The sequence below is a fragment of the Paracoccus sp. JM45 genome (genome assembly GCF_003590715.1).
GTDB lineage: Bacteria > Pseudomonadota > Alphaproteobacteria > Rhodobacterales > Rhodobacteraceae > Paracoccus.
The window spans coordinates 1-17,736 of record NZ_QQVY01000010.1 but is presented as its reverse complement, the minus strand read 5'-3'; the positions used below and the strand labels follow the sequence as shown (position 1 = coordinate 17,736).

Sequence of the window (17,736 nt, the reverse complement as noted above, 5' to 3'; positions counted from 1 at the left end):
CACCCCCCCTAGGAACCGCCTCGTGATGGGCCCATAGCTCAGTTGGTAGAGCAACTGACTTTTAATCAGTGGGTCACAGGTTCGAATCCTGTTGGGCTCACCACTGAAATATTCTGTTGTTTCAATTAGATGTCTTGACGGCACCGTCAAAGGCATTTATGAAACTTTCAAGTGTGGGCCCATAGCTCAGTTGGTAGAGCAACTGACTTTTAATCAGTGGGTCACAGGTTCGAATCCTGTTGGGCTCACCACTGACATCCTTTCAAAACAGCAAAAACACTGCAAACCGCCCTTGGGCGGCTTTTGCAGTTTCATCTGCCAAGAATCACTTATGTGGAAATCTGGTAGGCCCGGAGGGACTCGAACCCCCAACCAAGGCGTTATGAGCGCCCTGCTCTAACCATTGAGCTACAGGCCCCCGTAGCGTGCCTATGCGTAATGCCACCTTGTGCGGCGGTCAAGCGCTTGGGCGTTGCTTGATGGGCAGTGTTCCGTTATCGGGAACCCGACATCAGCCGGGGGCCGCCATGACACAGAACGGGATCAGCTATCGCGATGCAGGCGTCGATATCGACGCAGGGAACGCTTTGGTCGAACGCATCAAACCGGCTGCGGCCGCAACGAAACGATCGGGGGTCATGGACGCCCTGGGCGGATTCGGCGCGCTGTTCGATCCGCGCGCGGCGGGTTTTGACGATCCGGTTCTGGTTGCGGCCACCGATGGCGTCGGCACCAAGCTGCGCATCGCCATCGACACCGGCCATCTGGACGGCATCGGACAGGATCTGGTTGCCATGTGCGTCAACGATCTGGTCTGTCAGGGCGCTGAACCGCTGTTCTTTCTGGACTACTTCGCGACAGGCAAGCTGTCGGTCGACGAAGGTGCGCGTGTCATCGAAAGCATTGCACGTGGCTGTAAGGCCGCCAATTGCGCGTTGATCGGCGGCGAAACGGCGGAAATGCCCGGCATGTATCATGACGGCGATTTCGACCTTGCGGGCTTTGCGGTTGGTGCCATGCAGCGCGGCACGGCATTGCCTGCGGGCGTTGTTGCAGGTGACGTGCTGCTGGGTCTGCGGTCGGACGGGGTGCATTCCAACGGTTATTCGCTGGTGCGCAAAGTTGCCGAACGCGCGGGGCTTGGCTGGAACGACGCCTCGCCCTTCGGAACCGCGACACTGGGTGAGGATTTGCTGGTCCCGACACGTCTTTATGTCACCTCGGCGCTGGCTGCGGTTCGTGCAGGCGGCGTGCATGCGCTGGCCCATATCACCGGCGGTGGCCTGACCGAAAACCTGCCCCGCGTGCTGCCCAAAGATCTGGGTGCAGATATCGACCTGACCGCATGGACCCTGCCGCCCGTCTTTACATGGCTGGCCGAAGCAGGCGGGATTGATCAGGCCGAGATGTTGAAGACCTTCAACAGCGGCATCGGGATGATCCTGTCGGTTGCCGCCGACCGTGCCGACGACCTGACCGAATTGCTGACCCAAGAAGGCGAAACCGTTCACCGCCTTGGCACAGTGACCGAAGGCGCTGGCATGCGTTATTCGGGGCAGCTTGCATGAAACGCGTCGCGATCCTGCTGTCCGGAGGCGGCTCTAACATGCTGCGTCTGGTTCAGGATATGACCGGCGACCATCCGGCGCGACCCGTTCTGGTCGCGTCGAATGACCCGCAGGCGGCCGGTCTGACCCGCGCCGCCGAACTGGGCATTCCGACGGCTGCCGTCGATCACCGCGCCTTCCCCCGCGACCGCGCAGGGTTCGAGGCGGCATTGCTGGAACCCCTGCTGGCCGCACAGCCCGACATCATCTGTCTTGCAGGCTTCATGCGTATCCTGACACCTGATTTCGTCGCGCGCTTTCAGGGGCGGATGCTGAACATCCATCCGTCGCTTTTGCCCAAATACCCCGGCCTGCACACCCATGCCCGCGCGATCGAGGCGGGCGATGCCGAGGCCGGTGCCACCGTTCATCTGGTCACCCCCGTGCTGGACGACGGCCCCCTGCTGGGACAGGCCCGCGTGCCCGTTCTGCCGGATGATACGGCGGACAGTCTGGCAGCGCGGGTTCTGGTGCAGGAACATCAGCTTTATCCTGCGGTCTTGCGGAAATTTGCGGCGGGCGACCGTATTCCGGTACTTTTGCAAGGCTAAGCTGCCAAAGAGTCACGAAAACTTTATTGATTGTTGCCGCATCATTGGTAAGGCTGTCCCCAAGGCCCGCCCAAGGGTCCACCACCAAGGAATGATGCTGTGAATTACGAATGGGCCTTCATCGCAAATTGGCTGATCTTCGGCGCATTGACCCTGCTCTACGTCGATCCCTTCGATATTTTCAGCAGTGACGATGATGATGACGACGACGACGACACCAGCGATGTCGACGAAGAAATTACCACGGGCATCACTTTCATCGGCGAAAACACCGACGATACAATCGACGGAACCGATGGAGATGATATCATTCTTGGCCTTGCAGGCGATGACCGGATCACCGGCGGCGCGGGTGACGATTACATCGAAGGCAACGTGGGCGATGATACGATCACCGGTGGCGCAGGCGATGACAGCATCGCGGGCGGTGGCGGGCTGGACGATATATCGGGCGGCGACGGCAATGATGTGATCAGCAGCGACCGTCTTGATGGCGACGCCGAATGGGGTCGCGGTGCCGAGGAAACCCTGTCAGGTGGCGCGGGCGATGATACGCTGTATTTCTCGGGTCAGGATGTGGCCATCGGTGGTGAAGGCAACGACAGCTTCAACATGATCGTCGACCCCGAAGACGGTCCCGCCCATATCACCGACTTCAGCGCCGAGGACGACCGGCTGACTCTTTATGCCGATTACGACGCCGAAAATCCGCCGGAAATCACCACGATCGCCGATGAGGAAACCCAGACCACCAGCATCATGCTGGGCGATCAGGCGACCGTCACGCTGGACGGGGTGTTCGAACGTGATGATCTGGATATCGAACTGAAAGAAGAAGACGATCTGGAACTGGATTACGCAGCCGACGCATAAACGCGTCAGACGCGTAGAAACCGGTCCTTGACCTGCGGATTGGTCTTCAGGGCTTCGGTTGATCCTGCCCAGACGATCTGACCTTTTTCGACAATGTAATGCCGGTCGGCAAAACGACTTAATGCCGAGACGTTCTTGTCGATGACAAGGATTGCCTCACCCTCGGATTTCAGGCGGGTCAGGCAATCCCATATCTGGTCGCGGATCAGCGGCGCCAAGCCTTCGGTTGCCTCGTCCAGCACGATCAGTTCAGGGTTCGTCATCAGGGCACGACCAATGGCCAGCATCTGTTGTTCACCACCCGACAGCTGGTTGCCCATATTGCGCCTGCGTTCGCGCAACCGCGGGAACAGGTCATAGACCCGTTCCGCTGTCCATTTGCCCTTGCCCGCCCCTGCCCGCGCGGTGGCGATCAGGTTTTCATGCACGCTGAGTGTCGGGAAGATCAGCCGGCCTTCGGGCACCAGCCCAAGGCCCAGCCGTGCGATCCGGTTGGGGGCCGCCCCCGTCACATCCACGCCGTCGATGCTGACCCGACCACCCCGCGGTTTCAGCAGACCGAAAACGGATTTCACCGTGGTGGTCTTGCCCATGCCGTTACGGCCCAGCAGGGTCACCACCTCGCCGCGATCAATGGTCAGCGACATGCCGAACAGCACTTTGCTTTCGCCGTAAGCGGCTTGCAGATCCTCGACCACCAGCATCAGGACGGCTCCTCTTCCTCGCCCAGATAGGCGGCACGGACCTTCGGGTTATCGCGGATCATGTCGGGCGTTCCGCTGGCGATGATCTGTCCGTAGACCAACACCGAGATATGGTCTGCCAGCCGGAAGACCGCGCCCATATCATGTTCGATCAGGACCATCGTCACCTGCGACCGCAGGCGGTCCAGCAGATCGACCAGCACCTCGGCCTCTTCGGGGCCGGTGCCGGCCAAGGGTTCATCCAGCAACAACAGGCGTGGCCCCGTGGCAAGGGCAACGGCCAGTTCCAGCTGGCGTTTTTCCCCGTGCGAGAGCAGCCGCGCGGGCAGCTGCGCCTTGGTGTGCAGGCCGACCTTGGACAGATATTCCATTGCCTGATCGTTCAGCGCGACTTCCGATGCCGCCGGTCGCCAAAAGCGGAAGGATGATCCTGACCGCGCCTGCACCGCAATCGCCACGTTTTCCAGCACAGACAACTGCGGCAGGATACGTGTCAGCTGGAAAGACCGCGCCAGCCCCCGACGCACCCGCAGCGGCATTTCCAGCTGTGTGATGTCATGACCGTCATAGATGACCTGCCCCGCATCCGGGGCCAACTGGCCGCTTAGCTGCGCGACCAGGGTGGTTTTCCCCGCACCGTTCGGACCGATGATCGCGTGGATTTTTCCCGCCTGCACGTCGAAGGATACATCATCGGTCACCGCCAAGGCTCCATAGGCCTTGCGCAAGCCGCGGACCTGCAACAAGGGACCTGTCATAGGTCACGGCCTTTCCTGCTGATCCGTGCGGCTAGACTGCTAAGCCCGCCCGGCGAAAAGATCACGACGGCCAGCAGCAGCACCCCGAAATACAGCTTCCAATGTTCCGAAATGCGGGCCATCGCCTCCTCCAGCCCGATGGTGAACAGCGCTCCGGCCAAGGCCCCTGTCAGATTGCCGATCCCGCCCAAGGCCACCATGATGATCAATTCGCCGGACCGCTGCCAGCTGGCCAGTTGCGGCGACACATATTCCAGCTGGTTGGCCAGCAGCACCCCCGCCACCGAACAGATCGCCGCCGAAACCGCATAGGCGGTCAGTTGATAGGGCAGGATACGAAAGCCGATGGCCTGCATCCGCACGGCGTCCTCGCGCGTGCCGACCAGCACCCGCCCAGAGCGTGATCCGGTCAGGCGATACAGCCCCCAGAAGCAGCACCCCAGCACGGCCAGCACCAGATAGAACAGCACCAGATCATGTTCCAGCCAGTCCTGCCCCATGATCGTGGACCGCGCACCAAGGCTGGACCCGTCATCACCGCCAAAAACCGACAGTGAAATCAGGAAGAAATATAGCATCTGCCCGAATGCCAGCGAAATCATGATGAAATAGACCCCGCGCGTGCGCAGCGCGATCACACCGGTGATTGTAGCAAAGACCGCGCCCGCCAAGGCGGCAATCACGAATTGGACAAGTATATCGGTGACGCCGATGCCGGACAGGAACAGCACACTATAGGCGCCGATCCCTAGAAATGCCGCATGGCCGAAAGACACCAGCGCCCCGTATCCAAGGATCAGGTCCAGTGACAGCGCGGCAATGGCATAGACCATCATCCGCGTCACGACCGAGGAAAAGAACCCCTGCCCCATCCACGTCAGAACCAGCGGTACAATCGCCAGCAGCGTGAACAGGATCAGGGCAGCGGTCACGCGGCGCGGCAAACGGGCGGCGTTCATGACGTGCCCCTTCCGAACAGCCCGTTAGGCCGCCAGCACAGGATCGCCGCCATCAGGATATAGACCAGCATCGGCGCGATGGTGCGCCCCATCTGGGTGGCAACATCCAGATCCAGCACCATCTTCAGAACGATGGGACCGAAAATGCGCCCCACCGTGTCGATCACGCCGACCAGCAAGGATGCGATAAACGCCCCGCGGATCGACCCGACGCCGCCGATGACGATGACCACAAAGCCAAGGATCAGGATGGAATCGCCCATCCCCGGATCGACCGAAAGAATCGGCGATACGATCGCCCCCGCAAACCCCGCCAGCATGGCCCCGAAGGCAAAGACCAGCATGAACAACCGCCCAATATCCACCCCCAGCGCCGAGACCGTCGACCGGTCATGTGCCCCCGCCCGCAGCAGCATGCCAATGCGTGTCCGCCCGATGACGAACCACAGACAGAATGCCGTCGCCAGCCCTGCCCCGATGATGGCTAGCCGATAGACCGGAAAGCGGATCGGCCCCGCCAATGGGATCGACCCTGTCAGCATGTCAGGTATGGGAACATTCAGCGGCGCGGCGCCCCAGATGATCTTGACGCCCTCGGACAGGATCATCACCAGCGCAAAGGTCGCCAGCACCTGATCCAGATGGGGACGGTCATACAGCCTGCGGAAAATCGTCACCTCAAGCACCAGTCCGACCAGCATGGTCGCGGGCAGTGTCAGCAACAGGCCTAACCAGAAGCTGCCTGTCACCGCCGTCAGGCTGGCCATCAGATAGGCCCCGACCATGTACAGCACGCCATGCGCCAGATTGATGAAATCCATGATGCCGAAAACCAGTGTCAGTCCTGCCGCAACAAGGAACAGCAATATCCCGAACTGGGCACCGTTCAGAACTTGAAGCAGCAGAAGGTTGCTCATGCGGGTCCGCCTTTGGGCTGAGTGGGTCCTATCGACCTATATGTTTCAAGCATGAAAGAATTGATTGCAACGTTTTTAACCTGCCCCGATGATCGACACAGGCTGGCTGCCGGTCCAACAGGCGCAAGCCCCGCATGGTGCAAATTTTCTTTACTTGCGACTTTCCACGATGCGAACTGACAGCACAAAGGACGCCAGACGCGGCCTTGGTTCAACAAGCAGCCACCAAAAAGCTGCAAGGAGGTAGAACGTGATGCAATTGAAAACCACCCTTCTGGCAACCAGCATTCTGGCCGGTCTGGCCCCGATGGCGCATGCCGATGATGATGTCGTGCGCGTCGGGCTGGTCTATACACTCAGCGGTCCTGCGGCGGTGCTGGGCGAACATTCCCGCGACGGTTTTTTGCTGGCGATGGAAAACCTTGGCAACAAGCTGGGCGGCAAAGAGGTCGAGATTACTGTCATTGATGACGAACAAAAGCCGGACATCGCTGTCAGCCGCGCGCGCGAGCTGGTCGAAAGCGATCAGGTCGATTTTGTCGTCGGGCCGGTGTTTTCGAACATCCTGAACGCCATCGTAGGTCCGGTGACCGAAGGCGGTGCCTTTCTGGTATCGACCAACGCAGGCACATCGAATCTGGCGGGGGTCGAATGTAACCCCGATCTGTTCGTGACCTCCTATCAGAACGACCAGATGCATGAGGTGTCGGGAAAATATGCACAGGATCAGGGCTTCCAGAACGTCTTCCTGCTGGCCCCGAACTATCAGGCCGGAAAGGACGCGATGGAAGGGTTCAAGCATTCCTATACCAACGGTCTTGCGGGCGAGATTCTGGTCCCCTTGGGCCAGCTGGATTTCTCGGCCGAGCTGGCGCAGATCGCGGCGATGCAGCCCGATGCCATCTATGCCTTTATGCCAGGCGGGATGGGGGTCAATCTGGTCAAGCAGTTCAACCAGGCGGGCATGACCGGCATTCCCTTTATGTCGGCTTTTACAGTCGATGAAACCACCCTGCCCGCCCAGCAGGATGCCGCATTGGGTCTGTCGGGCGGATCAAACTGGGCCCCCGATCTGGATACGCCGCAAAGCAAGGAATTCGTCAGCCAGTTCGTCGCAAAATATGACCGCGTACCTGCGACCTATGCTATGCAGGCCTATGACGCAGCCTATCTGATCGACAGCGCGGTTGCTGCGGTGGAGGGCAACTTGTCCGACCGCGACGCCTTGCGCGATGCGATGGCCAAAGCGGATTTTACATCCCTGCGCGGGGATTTTGCCTTTGGTCCGAACCATTTCCCCGTTCAGGATTTCTATCTGACCAAAGTGGTCCAGCGCGAGGATGGCGCCTATGCCACCTCGATCGACCAGACAATTTTCACGGCTTATAGCGACAATTATGTTGGCGACTGCGCGATGTAGAACAGCCCTTCGCGGCAGGGTCACCCCCCCCGCCGCGAAACAATCGAACGTTTTCATGCCTGAAGCGTAATCAAAATTGACTTAAGTAAAGTAATTTGCCATCGTTTCCCTGACGCAGCAGTCGGAGGAGCGGCAGCGGCATTGCATCCATATTTCGTGTCACGCGGCTGATGGCCCCGTCGATCACCTGTGCCTGCAAAACTGCCCGCCATGTTTCTTCGACAGATCACACAGGGTCGGCATATGAAGAAGGTCGTGACCATCGGAGAGATCCTGGTCGAGATTGTGGCAACCACCAAAGGCGACGGCTTTTACGATGCCCAGCCGCTGGTCGGGCGGTTCCCTTCGGGTGCGACTGCAATCCTTGTCGATCAGCTAGGCAAACTGGGGACACCCTGCGCCATCATATCGCGCGAGGGGGATGATGATTTCGGACATCTGGACATTACACACCTGCGTCAGGACATCGTCGATGTGTCGGGCATCGAAATTGCCACCGGCAGCGCCTTTGTCCGGTATCGTGATGATGGCATCCGCAGTATCGCGATCAAACGCGGCAGCGAAGGTGCCAGTCTGTTCGAACGCGGTGTGCAGGTCGATGCTGGACCGATCGCGGTTCAGGAAATCGCCCCGACCGGTACAGGCGACAGCTTCCTTAGCTTTTGGTTGAAAGAGGACGATCCCGAACTGGCACTGCGCTATGATAATGCTGCAAGCGCGCGCGCTGTCGCCCGACTTGGCCCGCTGGAGGGAACCTCGACCCGTCCGGAACTGGATGCAACGCTGTTGGACCAGAAAGGCGAACCGCGTGTTGGACAACCAGTTAAATAATACCCCAAGCCAGCGCGGTGGTGGGGTGCCGGACCATATCATCATCGCCGACGACACGATGGAACAGGGGATGGATATCCCTACCAATTGTGGCGACATATATCACGCGACAATTGCCGCATGCGCCTTGCAGCGGTCTTCCATTTACATCTGGCCGCACCCGCAAGCGGTTGTCGCTCCCATGGCCCTGCCGCGCGACACGCAATTGCCGGAAACGCTGATTGCACAATGCCTTGGCGGTCTTTATCCAAGGATAGGGGCCGGTCAAATTGCCCCCATTGCAGCCGATCTTGCGCTTGCTGCGGTTGAACAAATGACCCAAGACTATGTCCGCGCGTGCAGCACATAGACTGACCGCGAATGACAGGAAAAGACCCTTGACCAAGAAAGACACCCCAGGCCCCGTGACCGCGATCCGCACCATGGAGGAATTCGCCCTGCACGTCGGGCTGTCACGGCCAACGGTGTCAAAATACTTTAACGACCCTTCCTCGGTCCGCAAGAAAACCCGCGAACTGATCGAGGAAGCGGTCCAGTCTTCCGGTTTTCGCCCCAATATTTTCGCGGTCAATCTGAAGCGCCAGAAAAGCAAGTTTCTGGGGGTGATCATCCCGAACACCGCCGATGCCTTCTATATGGCCCTGACACGTCGGATCGAGGAGGTTGCCGATCAGGCGGGCTATTTCGCGGTTGTTCTCAGCTCGAACGGGCGACCCGAATTGCAGGCCGCAGCGATCGAGCGGTTCAAATCCATCAACGTCGCGGGCGCGATCGTGGCCCCCCTTGGGGTGAACAGTGAAGATGGCCAGTTGGAGGTTCTGGAAAGCCGTGTTCCGGTGGTCTATGTCGACAGCCCCAGATCCAGAAACGCCTCATTCGTCGGCAGTGACAATCGCAAGGGGTTCGGCCTGATCGTCGATTACCTGTGCGACACCGGCAATCCCCCCGCTTTTCTGGGCATGCCGCAGGTCAACCGCAACGCCCAGCTGCGGTGTGATGCCTATGAGGAGGCGATGAGGAATGCCGGTCATGACCCCGTCGTGCTGCCCGTACCTGACAGCCGCAACTGGGATTTCGAACGCTTCGGACATGAACAGGTCGCAAAGCTGCTGTCCGAGGGAAAGAACCCCGGAACCCTGCTGTGCGCCAACGACCGCGTGGCATTCGGTGCCCTGCTGGCCGCATGGGAGGCAGGCGTAAAAGTTGGCAACTCTGACGATTGTGCATTGCGGATCGCCGGACATGACGACCACCCGCTGTCGCGTTTCACCACACCACCCTTGACGACCGTGGCGCAGGATTTCAGCGAAATCGCACGACTTGCGACCATGCGCGTTCTGGCCCAGATCGAGGGTGAGGATATTGTTCCGGACCAATGCCTGCTGACGCCAACCCTTGTGCTGCGCGGCTCTGCCTAAGGCATCAAAGCCGGTGGGGATTGTCAGCCCTCGTTGGGCCGGACGCGTGTCTGCCGGATGTTAGATCGCAACTTAAGGTGCCGGACGTGCACCATAATGTATCGGCGCGACTGACATATCCCGTCAAAGACCCGCGCTGTTGCAATACTGCTTATCAATCATGTCACAAAACAGACTATGCGCCGGAGCCGTAAACATTCGGAATGCAGCATCCAATCTGTAAACAAAGGGCATGGCGCGATTTGCGACATGCCCCTTGGTGGCAAATTGCTAAGAATGACCTGCCAATATCAGCTCATCCATTGGCCGCCGTCGACATTATAGGTCTGGGCCAGAATGTAATCCGCCTCGGACGAGGCGAGGAAAATGGCCATTCCGGTCAGGTCATCGGGCGTGGCAAAGCGGCCTGCCGGAACGCCGGCCTCGACCTCGGCTTTTTTCTGGCCCGGCTTTTTGTTTTCAAGCTTGGCAAACATTGCATCGACATGTTTCCAATGCGCGCCATCGACCACACCGGGAGCAATGGCGTTTACATTGATGCCATGGCGGATCAGATCCAGCCCCGCCGACTGCGTCAGGCTGATCACTACCGCCTTGGTCGAACAATAGACGGCGACCAAAGCCTCGCCCCGACGACCGGCCTGTGATGCCATATTGATGATCTTGCCGCCATGGCCCTGCTTGATCATCTGCGCGGCGGCCGCCTGCATGGTGAACAGCGTGCCCGCAACGTTCACGGCATACAGCCGGTCATAGCTGGCCCGCGTGATATCCACCGTTTCCGAGGCATCAAACAGCGCCGCATTGTTGATCAGAATGTCCAGCTTACCGGTCTTTTCGACAACCGCCGCAATGGCCGCGTCGATGTCTTCCTGCTTGCTGACATCCAGTTTCACCGCATAGGCGGCATCGCCCAATTCGGCGGCGGTTGCTTGGGCCGCCGCCAGATCGATATCCGCGATGGCAACAGTCGCGCCCTCGCGGATATAGGCTGCGGCAAAGCCGCGCCCGATCCCTTGGGCTGCGCCGGTGATCAATGCGGATTTGCCAGTCAGCCGGTTCATGTGATGGCCAGACCTTCCTTGTCAAAGCGATAGACGCGGCCTTCTTCCGGCGTCAGCCAGATGCGGTCGCCATGACTGATGGGGAATTCGCCAGCCGCGCGGGCGATGATATGCGTGCCATCATCCAGATCGATATGCAGGAAGGTGTCCGAGCCCAGATGTTCAGCCACACCCACGGTGCCCGGCAACTGGCCTTCGGTCTTGGACATCAGGAAATGTTCCGGACGCACACCGATGGCATGAGCGCCAAACGCCTCGGCTGCCGGACCTTCAAGGAAGTTCATGTTCGGGCTGCCGATGAAGCCGCCGACAAAACGGTTCGCGGGGCTGTGATACAGTTCCAGCGGGCTGCCGATCTGTTCGACACGACCGGCGCGCAGAACAACGATCTTATCGGCCATGGTCATGGCTTCGACCTGATCATGCGTCACATAGACCATGGTGGTGGCCAGTTTCTTGTGCAGTTCCGAAATCTCGACCCGCATGTTCACGCGCAAGGCGGCATCAAGGTTCGACAACGGTTCATCGAACAGGAAGGCCGCAGGTTCGCGCACAATGGCACGACCGATGGCCACACGCTGGCGCTGGCCACCCGACAGCTGGCCCGGCTTGCGGTCCAGATAATCGGTCAGGTTAAGAATGCCGGCGGCGTGGTTGACGCGCTTCTGGCGTTCCTCTTCCGGCATTTTTGCCATTTTCAGCGGAAAGGCGATGTTCTTGCCCACCGACATATGCGGATAAAGCGCATAGGACTGGAACACCATCGCCAGCTTGCGCTTGGCCGGTGCCGCCGAGGTGACGTCCTGACCATCAATGATGATCTGGCCCGACGACACGTCCTCCAGCCCTGCGATCAGACGCAAAAGGGTCGATTTACCGCAGCCCGAAGGACCGACGAAGACGACAAACTCGCCCTCGTTGATTTCCAGATCGACGCCCGGAATAACCTCGATATCGCCGAATGCCTTGCGGACCTGCTTAAGAGTGATGCTTCCCATCATTCTTCTCCTTATTTCACCGCGCCGAAAGTCAGGCCGCGGACAAGTTGTTTCTGGCTGAACCAGCCCATGATCAGGATCGGAGCAATCGCCAGCGTCGAAGCGGCTGACAGTTTCGCCCAGAACAGACCTTGCGGGCTGGAGAAGGATGCGATGAAGGCAGACAAGGGTGCGGCATTCGTCGTGGTCAGCTGGATCGTCCAGAAAGCCTCGTTCCATGCCAGAATGATGTTCAACAGCACGGTCGATGCGATGCCCGGAATGGCCATCGGCGTCAGCACATGGATGATCTCATCTTTCAGGGTGGCACCGTCCATCCGCGCGGCTTCCAGAATTTCACCCGGAATTTCGCGGAAATAGGTGTACAGCATCCACACCACGATCGGCAGGTTGATCAGCATCAGCATGACCGTCAGACCGATCCGCGTGTCCATCAGGCCGGTCCGCAGGAAGATCAGATAGATCGGCACCAGCACGGCAACGGCCGGCATCATCTTGGTCGACAACATCCACATCAGGATGTCTTTGGTGTGCTTGGTCGGCGAAAACGCCATCGCCCATGCCGCCGGAATGGCCACTGCCAGCGCCAGCGCGGTCGAGCCAAGCGACAAGATGACCGAATTCATGAACGGCTTGAAATAGTTATACTGGGATTGGACGTCCCGATAGCTTTCCAGCGAAAATGACGGCCATAGGTCGAAACCCGAAATGGCGGCCTGTTCGGTCTTCAGGCTGGTGATCACCGTATAGAGGATCGGGAAGAAGATAATCAGGGCCACCGTCCATGCGGCGACCGTGTATCCGATTTTGATGCGGGTCGAGACTGCGCGTGCCATCCGTGTTCCTCCTCAATCCAAGTTCTTGCCGACGGCGCGCATCAGGAAGATGGCGACGAAGTTGGCCAGAATGACCGCGATGATACCACCGGCTGCCGCTCCGCCGACGTCGAAATTCAGACGGGCCGCGCGATAGATCAGGTAGGTCAGGTTGGTCGACGAATTCCCGGGACCGCCATTCGTGGTCACCAGAATCTCGGCATAAACGCCCAGCAGGAAGATGGTCTGGATCAGGATCACGACCGTCATCGCGCGGGCCATATGCGGAAGCACTAGATAGATGAAGCGGCTGACAGCGCCAGCGCCATCCATTTCGGCGGCTTCGACCTGTTCACCATCCAGCGATTGCAATGACGTCAGCAGGATCAGCGTGGCAAAAGGCAGCCATTGCCATGACACGATGATGATAATCGACAGCAACGGATATTGCGCGAACCAGTCAATCGGGGACACGCCCAGAAAGCGCGCCAGATCAGCAAAGACACCATAGCTGGGATGCATGATCATGTTCTTCCATATCAGCGCGGCAACCGGCGGCATCACGAAGAACGGAGAGATTGTCAGGATCCGGACGATCCCCTGACCATAGATCGGCTTGTCGATCAGCATCGCGATGGCAATACCACCGATGACCGTGATCGCCAGCACGCCCAGAACAAGAATCAGCGTGTTCTTGATCGACTCCATAAAGGCGGGGTCGGTGTAGAAATAAACATAGTTGAACCAACCCGCCCAGCTGGTCCCAGCCGGATTCAACAAGTTATAGTTCAGGAAAGAATAATACAGGGTCATGCCCAACGGCACGATCATCCAGATCAACAGCAGGATAATCGCCGGTGCGCGCATGAGCCGAGCCAAGCTCTGGGTCTGGCGGGTTGCCATCGCGTGCTTCCTTTTTACGATTGTTGGACAAGCGGCCCTTCGCCGGTTGCCGGTGGCTGCGCCGCCCTGATCCTTGGATCGGGCGGCGCGCTGTCCTCTACAAAGAGGTCAAGCTTACTTGATGTAACCCGAGCGGGTCATTTCACGCTTGGCAGTGGCCTGCGAGGCCGCCAGTGCATCCTCGGCCGAGCTTTGGCCCGCAAGTGCCGCCGAGATGTTCTGGCCGACAGCCGTTCCCAGACCCTGGAATTCCGGGATCGAGACATACTGGATGCCGGTGTAAGGCACAGCCATCGCAGTTGCATCAGCAGGATCGGCGTTCTGGATCGCGCTTAGAACCGTTGCAGCGAAGGGGGCTGCATCCTGATAGTTCTGGTTTTCATATGTCGAGGTGCGCGTTCCCGGAGGCACAGCAACCCAGCCTTTTTCCTCGCCGACCAGATTCACATATTCTTGGCTGGTGGCCCAAGCGACGAAGTCTTTTGCGACATCGGCTTTCTTGGTGCTGGTCGGAATGGCCAGCGACCATGCCCAGAACCATGCATTGCCCTTGTCGACCGAAGCGATCGGGGCGACAGCAAAGCCGACCTTATCCGCAACATCCGACTGCGCAGGGTCGAACACACGACCGGCAGCCGAGGTGGCATCAATCCACATCGCGCATTTGCCCGTCTGGAACAGCGCCTGGTTTTCGTTATAGCCGTTCGAGGTCGCGCCCGGAGGACCGTAGTTGTTCATGACGTCCAGATAATAATCCAGCGCGTCGGCCCAGGGCTGCTGGTCCAGCTGCGGGTTCCAGTTCTGGTCGAACCAGGCACCGCCGTTGGTGTTCACCAGCGTGCCGAAGAACGCCATGTTTTCGCCCCAACCGGGCTTTCCGCGCAGGCAGATGCCGTATTGTTCGTTGTCCTTATCGGTCAGCGTCTTGGCGAATTCGGCAATCTGTTCATAGGTCGGCTGTTCCGGCATTTCCAGACCGGCTTCCTCGAACAGGTCCGTGCGGTACATCGTGAACGAGCTTTCCGCATAGAAAGGCAGCGCGAACAGCTTGCCGTCGCTGGACAGACCGGCTTTGACAGCGGGGATCAGGTCGTCATAGTCATAACCGTCGATGCCGTCCATTTCGGTCAGCCAGCCCTGCTTTCCCCAAATCGGCGCTTCGTAGGACCCGATGGTCATGATGTCATACTGGCCACCCTGGGTGGCGATATCGGTGGTCACACGCTCGCGCAGGACGTTCTCCTCAAGAACGACCCAGTTGATGGTGTTGCCGGTTTTTTCTTCCCACTGCGGGGCCAGTTCCTGCATAACGATCATGTCGCCGTTATTCACCGTTGCAATGGTGATTTCTTCAGCAGAAGCGCCAGCCGCAGAGCCAAGAATGAGCCCTGCATAGGCAGTCGACCCAAGAAGCACATGCTTGAACGTCATTTCCGGTAGTCCTCCCTTTACATAAGTAAAGTTTTGCAACGAGCGTCGCGCATACGTCAAGAAAAAAACTGGATGACAGAACGACGCCCCAAGACAGAATTATTTCAATACCGTTTATTATCCGTAAGTTATACTAAAATTAAGACAGCCATCAGTACCAAAATTGACTTCGGCGCAATCTGTAAAAATGCGCTTATGCCATCTGTTTTCTTCCATGCGCCAAGTCGAATTGCATTGTTTGCAATCGCCCCGACACCATAGATTCAGAATCTGCACAGTTCATGGCCGTTCCTGAAAATCGATTGCCCATCCCTACGGGTGACATACCATCACCGACGGCCCTGCGATCCGTGGCGGCACAGGCCCGCCATCGGCCAAGGAAACACTTGCATCGCTGTCATGACATGACCATGCAGGACATGTGAGACAGGTGACCCGATGATATTTCCCCAGCTTACCGGCCTTGGCTGGTCCGACTTCTACCAGACGCAACTTACCCCCGAGGATGAGGGGCTATCCCCCATGCGTATCGCCTCGGTCCACCGGTCCCGCCTTAGCGCCGAGGATGGCTGCGGACAGATCAGGCTGGAACTGCCCCTGCATGCCACAACGACCGATTATGCCGTGGGGGACTGGGCACTGGTCAATGCGGAAACACGCGTCGCCGAACGCAGGCTGGATCGCGCGTCCCTGCTGCGCCGCCGGACCGAACATGCACGCGGGCCACAGCTGATCGCTGCGAATGTCGACACCCTGTTCATCGTCACCTCGTGCAACGAGGATTTCAATTCCGCCCGTCTGGAACGTTATCTGGCCCTGTCGAACGAAGCAGGGACCACGCCCGTCATCGTGTTGACCAAAATTGACAAATGCGATGATCCGGAAACCTATCGCACAACCGCGCTGGACCTGCAGCGCGGGATCGAAGTTATTCTGGTGAACGCCAAACACCCCGAGGCCTCGCAGGCATTGTTGCCTTGGTGCGGCCCGGGACAAACCGTGGCTTTGGTCGGGTCATCCGGTGTCGGCAAATCGACGCTGTTGAACACCCTGGCCGATAAGGCCCCCGAGGATCGGCAACTAACCGGCAAAATCCGTGAAGGCGACGCCAAGGGACGGCATACGACAACCGCCAGATCGCTTCACGCGATCGCAAGCGGCGGCTGGGTGATCGACACTCCGGGAATGCGGACCCTGCACGTCAGCGACGTGACCGCAGGACTAGAGGTTCTGTTTGCAGAAATAACCGAGCTTGCCCCCCAATGCCGTTTCCGGAATTGCACACACGCCCATGAACCCGGATGCGCCGTACAAGCAGCCGTCAAGGCAGGCAACCTGTCGCCCGAACGTCTGGAACGCTGGCGAAAACTGGATGAGGAAAATACGGCCAATACGCCGGTGCAAACCGGCCCCAAAGGAAACCGGACAACTGTTCTGCGGGGAAAAAGATGAGCAATCTCTATTGGATAGGCGAGACTCAAATGGATTGGCTAAGACCCTATTTTCCCAAAAAACCCAAGCGTGCCGCCATTGAAGACCCGCGAGGCTCCAGCAGTATTATTTTTTTAACCACGACGGTTTGTGCTGGCGTGATGTTCTGCGAGCAGTATGGGCTGTACAAGATGCTCTACAATCGACGGGAAAAGGGCGGCTAAATTTCTGATCGGATGTATAAGGACGACCCATCTTGTTTTTCATGACGGCTGGTCAGTTCAGCGATTATACTGGGGCAATGGCACTGCAGTGGCAGTCTTCCGACCGCAGACCAGCTTCTGGTGGGGCGGGCATATAGCGCTGATTGGCTCCGCAAAGCCCTCAATCCTTGGTCGAAATTAACGCGCCGATCCTGACAAATAAAACAAGCACCGCTATCGAAAGGGCTACGAGGTCAAGTTCATGTCCGGAAGATTAAAGATGGCAACGTGTCGCTGACCGCTATGACCGAAGCACCAAGGTCTTTCTTTCCGACATCCATATCGCGGAAACCGTGGTTTTTGGGTGTGGGGCCAGAACATATTAATGACGTGCTATATTAGGGCCCGTGGACATTCATCTTGAAGCAATCAGGGTTGCGGCGAGGTTCCAATTGGCGGTGTAGCTGCAATCGGTCTTGTCATAGCGTGTTGCTATGCCTCGGAATTCCTTGATCTTTGCGAAGTAGTTTTCAACCATATGGCGCCACTTGTAAGCGTCTGCGTCGTAGTTACGCTGTTGCTTTCGGTTTGATTTCGGTGGGATCACGGCGCATGCCCCACGTGCATCCAGTTCTTCCAGGAGCCAGTTCGCGTCAAACGCTTTGTCTGCCAGAAGAGCCCCGAAGGGAACGTTACGGATCAGAGGCGCGACGCCTTTTGTGTCATGTGCCTGCCCGGGCAATGATAGGAAACGGATCAGATTGCCGAGCGCATCCACAAGCGCGACGATTTTAGTCGTCAGGCCGCCACGCGAGCGTCCGATGGCCTGAGCCTGAGTCCCCCTTTTGCGCCG

The 17,736-nt window shown here is 58.5% G+C and carries 18 protein-coding genes, 3 tRNA genes and 1 pseudogene; 11 read left to right on the top strand and 11 right to left on the bottom strand.

From position 1 onward, the window contains the following. The first annotated feature begins 27 nt into the window (after window positions 1-27). Together DWB67_RS12825 and DWB67_RS12820 are read left to right on the top strand one after the other, a co-directional pair. Window positions 28-103 (top strand) — tRNA-Lys (locus DWB67_RS12825). A 72-nt stretch (window positions 104-175) separates the two neighbouring features. Then, window positions 176-251, top strand: a tRNA-Lys gene (locus DWB67_RS12820). Between the two features lie 91 nt (window positions 252-342). On the opposite strand, the gene DWB67_RS12815 is transcribed toward DWB67_RS12820, so the two are convergent. After that, window positions 343-418 (bottom strand) — tRNA-Ile (locus tag DWB67_RS12815). 109 nt (window positions 419-527) lie between these two features. On the opposite strand from DWB67_RS12815, the gene purM reads away from it, so the two are divergent. From purM to DWB67_RS12800, 3 genes are all read left to right on the top strand, one after another. After that, the gene (purM, locus tag DWB67_RS12810; protein ID WP_119807951.1) at window positions 528-1,568 is read left to right on the top strand and encodes a phosphoribosylformylglycinamidine cyclo-ligase; all 1,041 of its coding nucleotides are present in this window, start codon (window positions 528-530) and stop codon (window positions 1,566-1,568) included. Then, complete coding sequence (gene purN / locus DWB67_RS12805) at window positions 1,565-2,158, top strand: phosphoribosylglycinamide formyltransferase (protein WP_119807950.1); 594 nt, start codon at window positions 1,565-1,567, stop codon at window positions 2,156-2,158. The genes purM and purN overlap by 4 nt, the downstream gene beginning before the upstream one ends. Before the next feature lie 99 nt (window positions 2,159-2,257). After that, entirely contained in the window at window positions 2,258-3,031 is a 774-nt protein-coding gene (locus DWB67_RS12800) for a calcium-binding protein (protein WP_119807949.1), read from the top strand. Window positions 3,032-3,036: 5 nt separating this feature from the next. Here the strand turns inward: DWB67_RS12800 and DWB67_RS12795 are convergent, their stop codons facing one another. From DWB67_RS12795 to DWB67_RS12780, 4 genes are read right to left on the bottom strand one after another with little or no spacing between them, the layout of a single operon-like run. Next, window positions 3,037-3,735, bottom strand: coding sequence for an ABC transporter ATP-binding protein (locus DWB67_RS12795; protein WP_119807948.1), 699 nt, complete (start codon window positions 3,733-3,735; stop codon window positions 3,037-3,039). Continuing rightward, on the bottom strand, window positions 3,735-4,493 hold the full coding sequence (locus DWB67_RS12790; protein WP_119807947.1) for an ABC transporter ATP-binding protein: 759 nt from the start codon (window positions 4,491-4,493) through the stop codon (window positions 3,735-3,737). The genes DWB67_RS12795 and DWB67_RS12790 overlap by 1 nt, the downstream gene beginning before the upstream one ends. Further along, entirely contained in the window at window positions 4,490-5,452 is a 963-nt protein-coding gene (locus DWB67_RS12785) for a branched-chain amino acid ABC transporter permease (RefSeq protein WP_119807946.1), read from the bottom strand. The genes DWB67_RS12790 and DWB67_RS12785 overlap by 4 nt, the downstream gene beginning before the upstream one ends. Continuing rightward, a complete protein-coding gene (locus DWB67_RS12780; protein ID WP_119807945.1) occupies window positions 5,449-6,369 on the bottom strand; it encodes a branched-chain amino acid ABC transporter permease in 921 nt (306 codons plus the stop codon). Before DWB67_RS12780 ends, DWB67_RS12785 begins: the two co-directional genes overlap by 4 nt. Window positions 6,370-6,622: 253 nt before the next feature. On the opposite strand from DWB67_RS12780, the gene DWB67_RS12775 reads away from it, so the two are divergent. From DWB67_RS12775 to DWB67_RS12760, 4 genes are all read left to right on the top strand, one after another. After that, complete coding sequence (locus tag DWB67_RS12775) at window positions 6,623-7,789, top strand: ABC transporter substrate-binding protein (protein WP_119807944.1); 1,167 nt, start codon at window positions 6,623-6,625, stop codon at window positions 7,787-7,789. A 210-nt stretch (window positions 7,790-7,999) separates the two neighbouring features. After that, window positions 8,000-8,620 (top strand): hypothetical protein, encoded by a 621-nt coding sequence (locus DWB67_RS12770; protein ID WP_255418672.1) that lies wholly within the window; start codon window positions 8,000-8,002, stop codon window positions 8,618-8,620. After that, window positions 8,601-8,969, top strand: coding sequence for a hypothetical protein (locus tag DWB67_RS17860; RefSeq protein ID WP_147385929.1), 369 nt, complete (start codon window positions 8,601-8,603; stop codon window positions 8,967-8,969). Before DWB67_RS12770 ends, DWB67_RS17860 begins: the two co-directional genes overlap by 20 nt. A 28-nt stretch (window positions 8,970-8,997) precedes the next feature. After that, a complete protein-coding gene (locus DWB67_RS12760) occupies window positions 8,998-10,038 on the top strand; it encodes a LacI family DNA-binding transcriptional regulator (protein WP_220475129.1) in 1,041 nt (346 codons plus the stop codon). A gap of 290 nt (window positions 10,039-10,328) precedes the next feature. On the opposite strand, the gene DWB67_RS12755 is transcribed toward DWB67_RS12760, so the two are convergent. From DWB67_RS12755 to DWB67_RS12735, 5 genes are all read right to left on the bottom strand, one after another. Then, window positions 10,329-11,102, bottom strand: a complete 774-nt coding sequence (locus DWB67_RS12755) for an L-iditol 2-dehydrogenase (protein ID WP_119807940.1) — start codon at window positions 11,100-11,102, stop codon at window positions 10,329-10,331. Then, window positions 11,099-12,100, bottom strand: coding sequence for an ABC transporter ATP-binding protein (locus DWB67_RS12750; RefSeq protein ID WP_119807939.1), 1,002 nt, complete (start codon window positions 12,098-12,100; stop codon window positions 11,099-11,101). The genes DWB67_RS12755 and DWB67_RS12750 overlap by 4 nt, the downstream gene beginning before the upstream one ends. A gap of 11 nt (window positions 12,101-12,111) precedes the next feature. Then, entirely contained in the window at window positions 12,112-12,936 is an 825-nt protein-coding gene (locus DWB67_RS12745; RefSeq protein ID WP_119807938.1) for a carbohydrate ABC transporter permease, read from the bottom strand. A gap of 12 nt (window positions 12,937-12,948) precedes the next feature. After that, window positions 12,949-13,818: a carbohydrate ABC transporter permease gene (locus DWB67_RS12740; RefSeq protein WP_119807937.1), complete on the bottom strand. Its 870-nt coding sequence runs from the start codon at window positions 13,816-13,818 to the stop codon at window positions 12,949-12,951. A 114-nt stretch (window positions 13,819-13,932) separates the two neighbouring features. Further along, window positions 13,933-15,249, bottom strand: coding sequence for a sugar ABC transporter substrate-binding protein (locus tag DWB67_RS12735; protein WP_119807936.1), 1,317 nt, complete (start codon window positions 15,247-15,249; stop codon window positions 13,933-13,935). A 438-nt stretch (window positions 15,250-15,687) separates the two neighbouring features. On the opposite strand from DWB67_RS12735, the gene rsgA reads away from it, so the two are divergent. Both rsgA and DWB67_RS12725 read left to right on the top strand, forming a co-directional pair. Further along, the gene (rsgA, locus tag DWB67_RS12730) at window positions 15,688-16,701 is read left to right on the top strand and encodes a ribosome small subunit-dependent GTPase A (protein WP_119807935.1); all 1,014 of its coding nucleotides are present in this window, start codon (window positions 15,688-15,690) and stop codon (window positions 16,699-16,701) included. After that, window positions 16,698-17,269: pseudogene (locus tag DWB67_RS12725) on the top strand (hypothetical protein). The gene rsgA and the pseudogene DWB67_RS12725 overlap by 4 nt, the downstream one beginning before the upstream one ends. A 29-nt stretch (window positions 17,270-17,298) precedes the next feature. On the opposite strand, the gene DWB67_RS12720 reads toward DWB67_RS12725, so the two are convergent. Then, window positions 17,299-17,736, bottom strand: a 438-nt coding sequence (locus DWB67_RS12720; protein WP_119807934.1) for an IS5 family transposase, incomplete at its 5' end; no start/stop codon positions are given.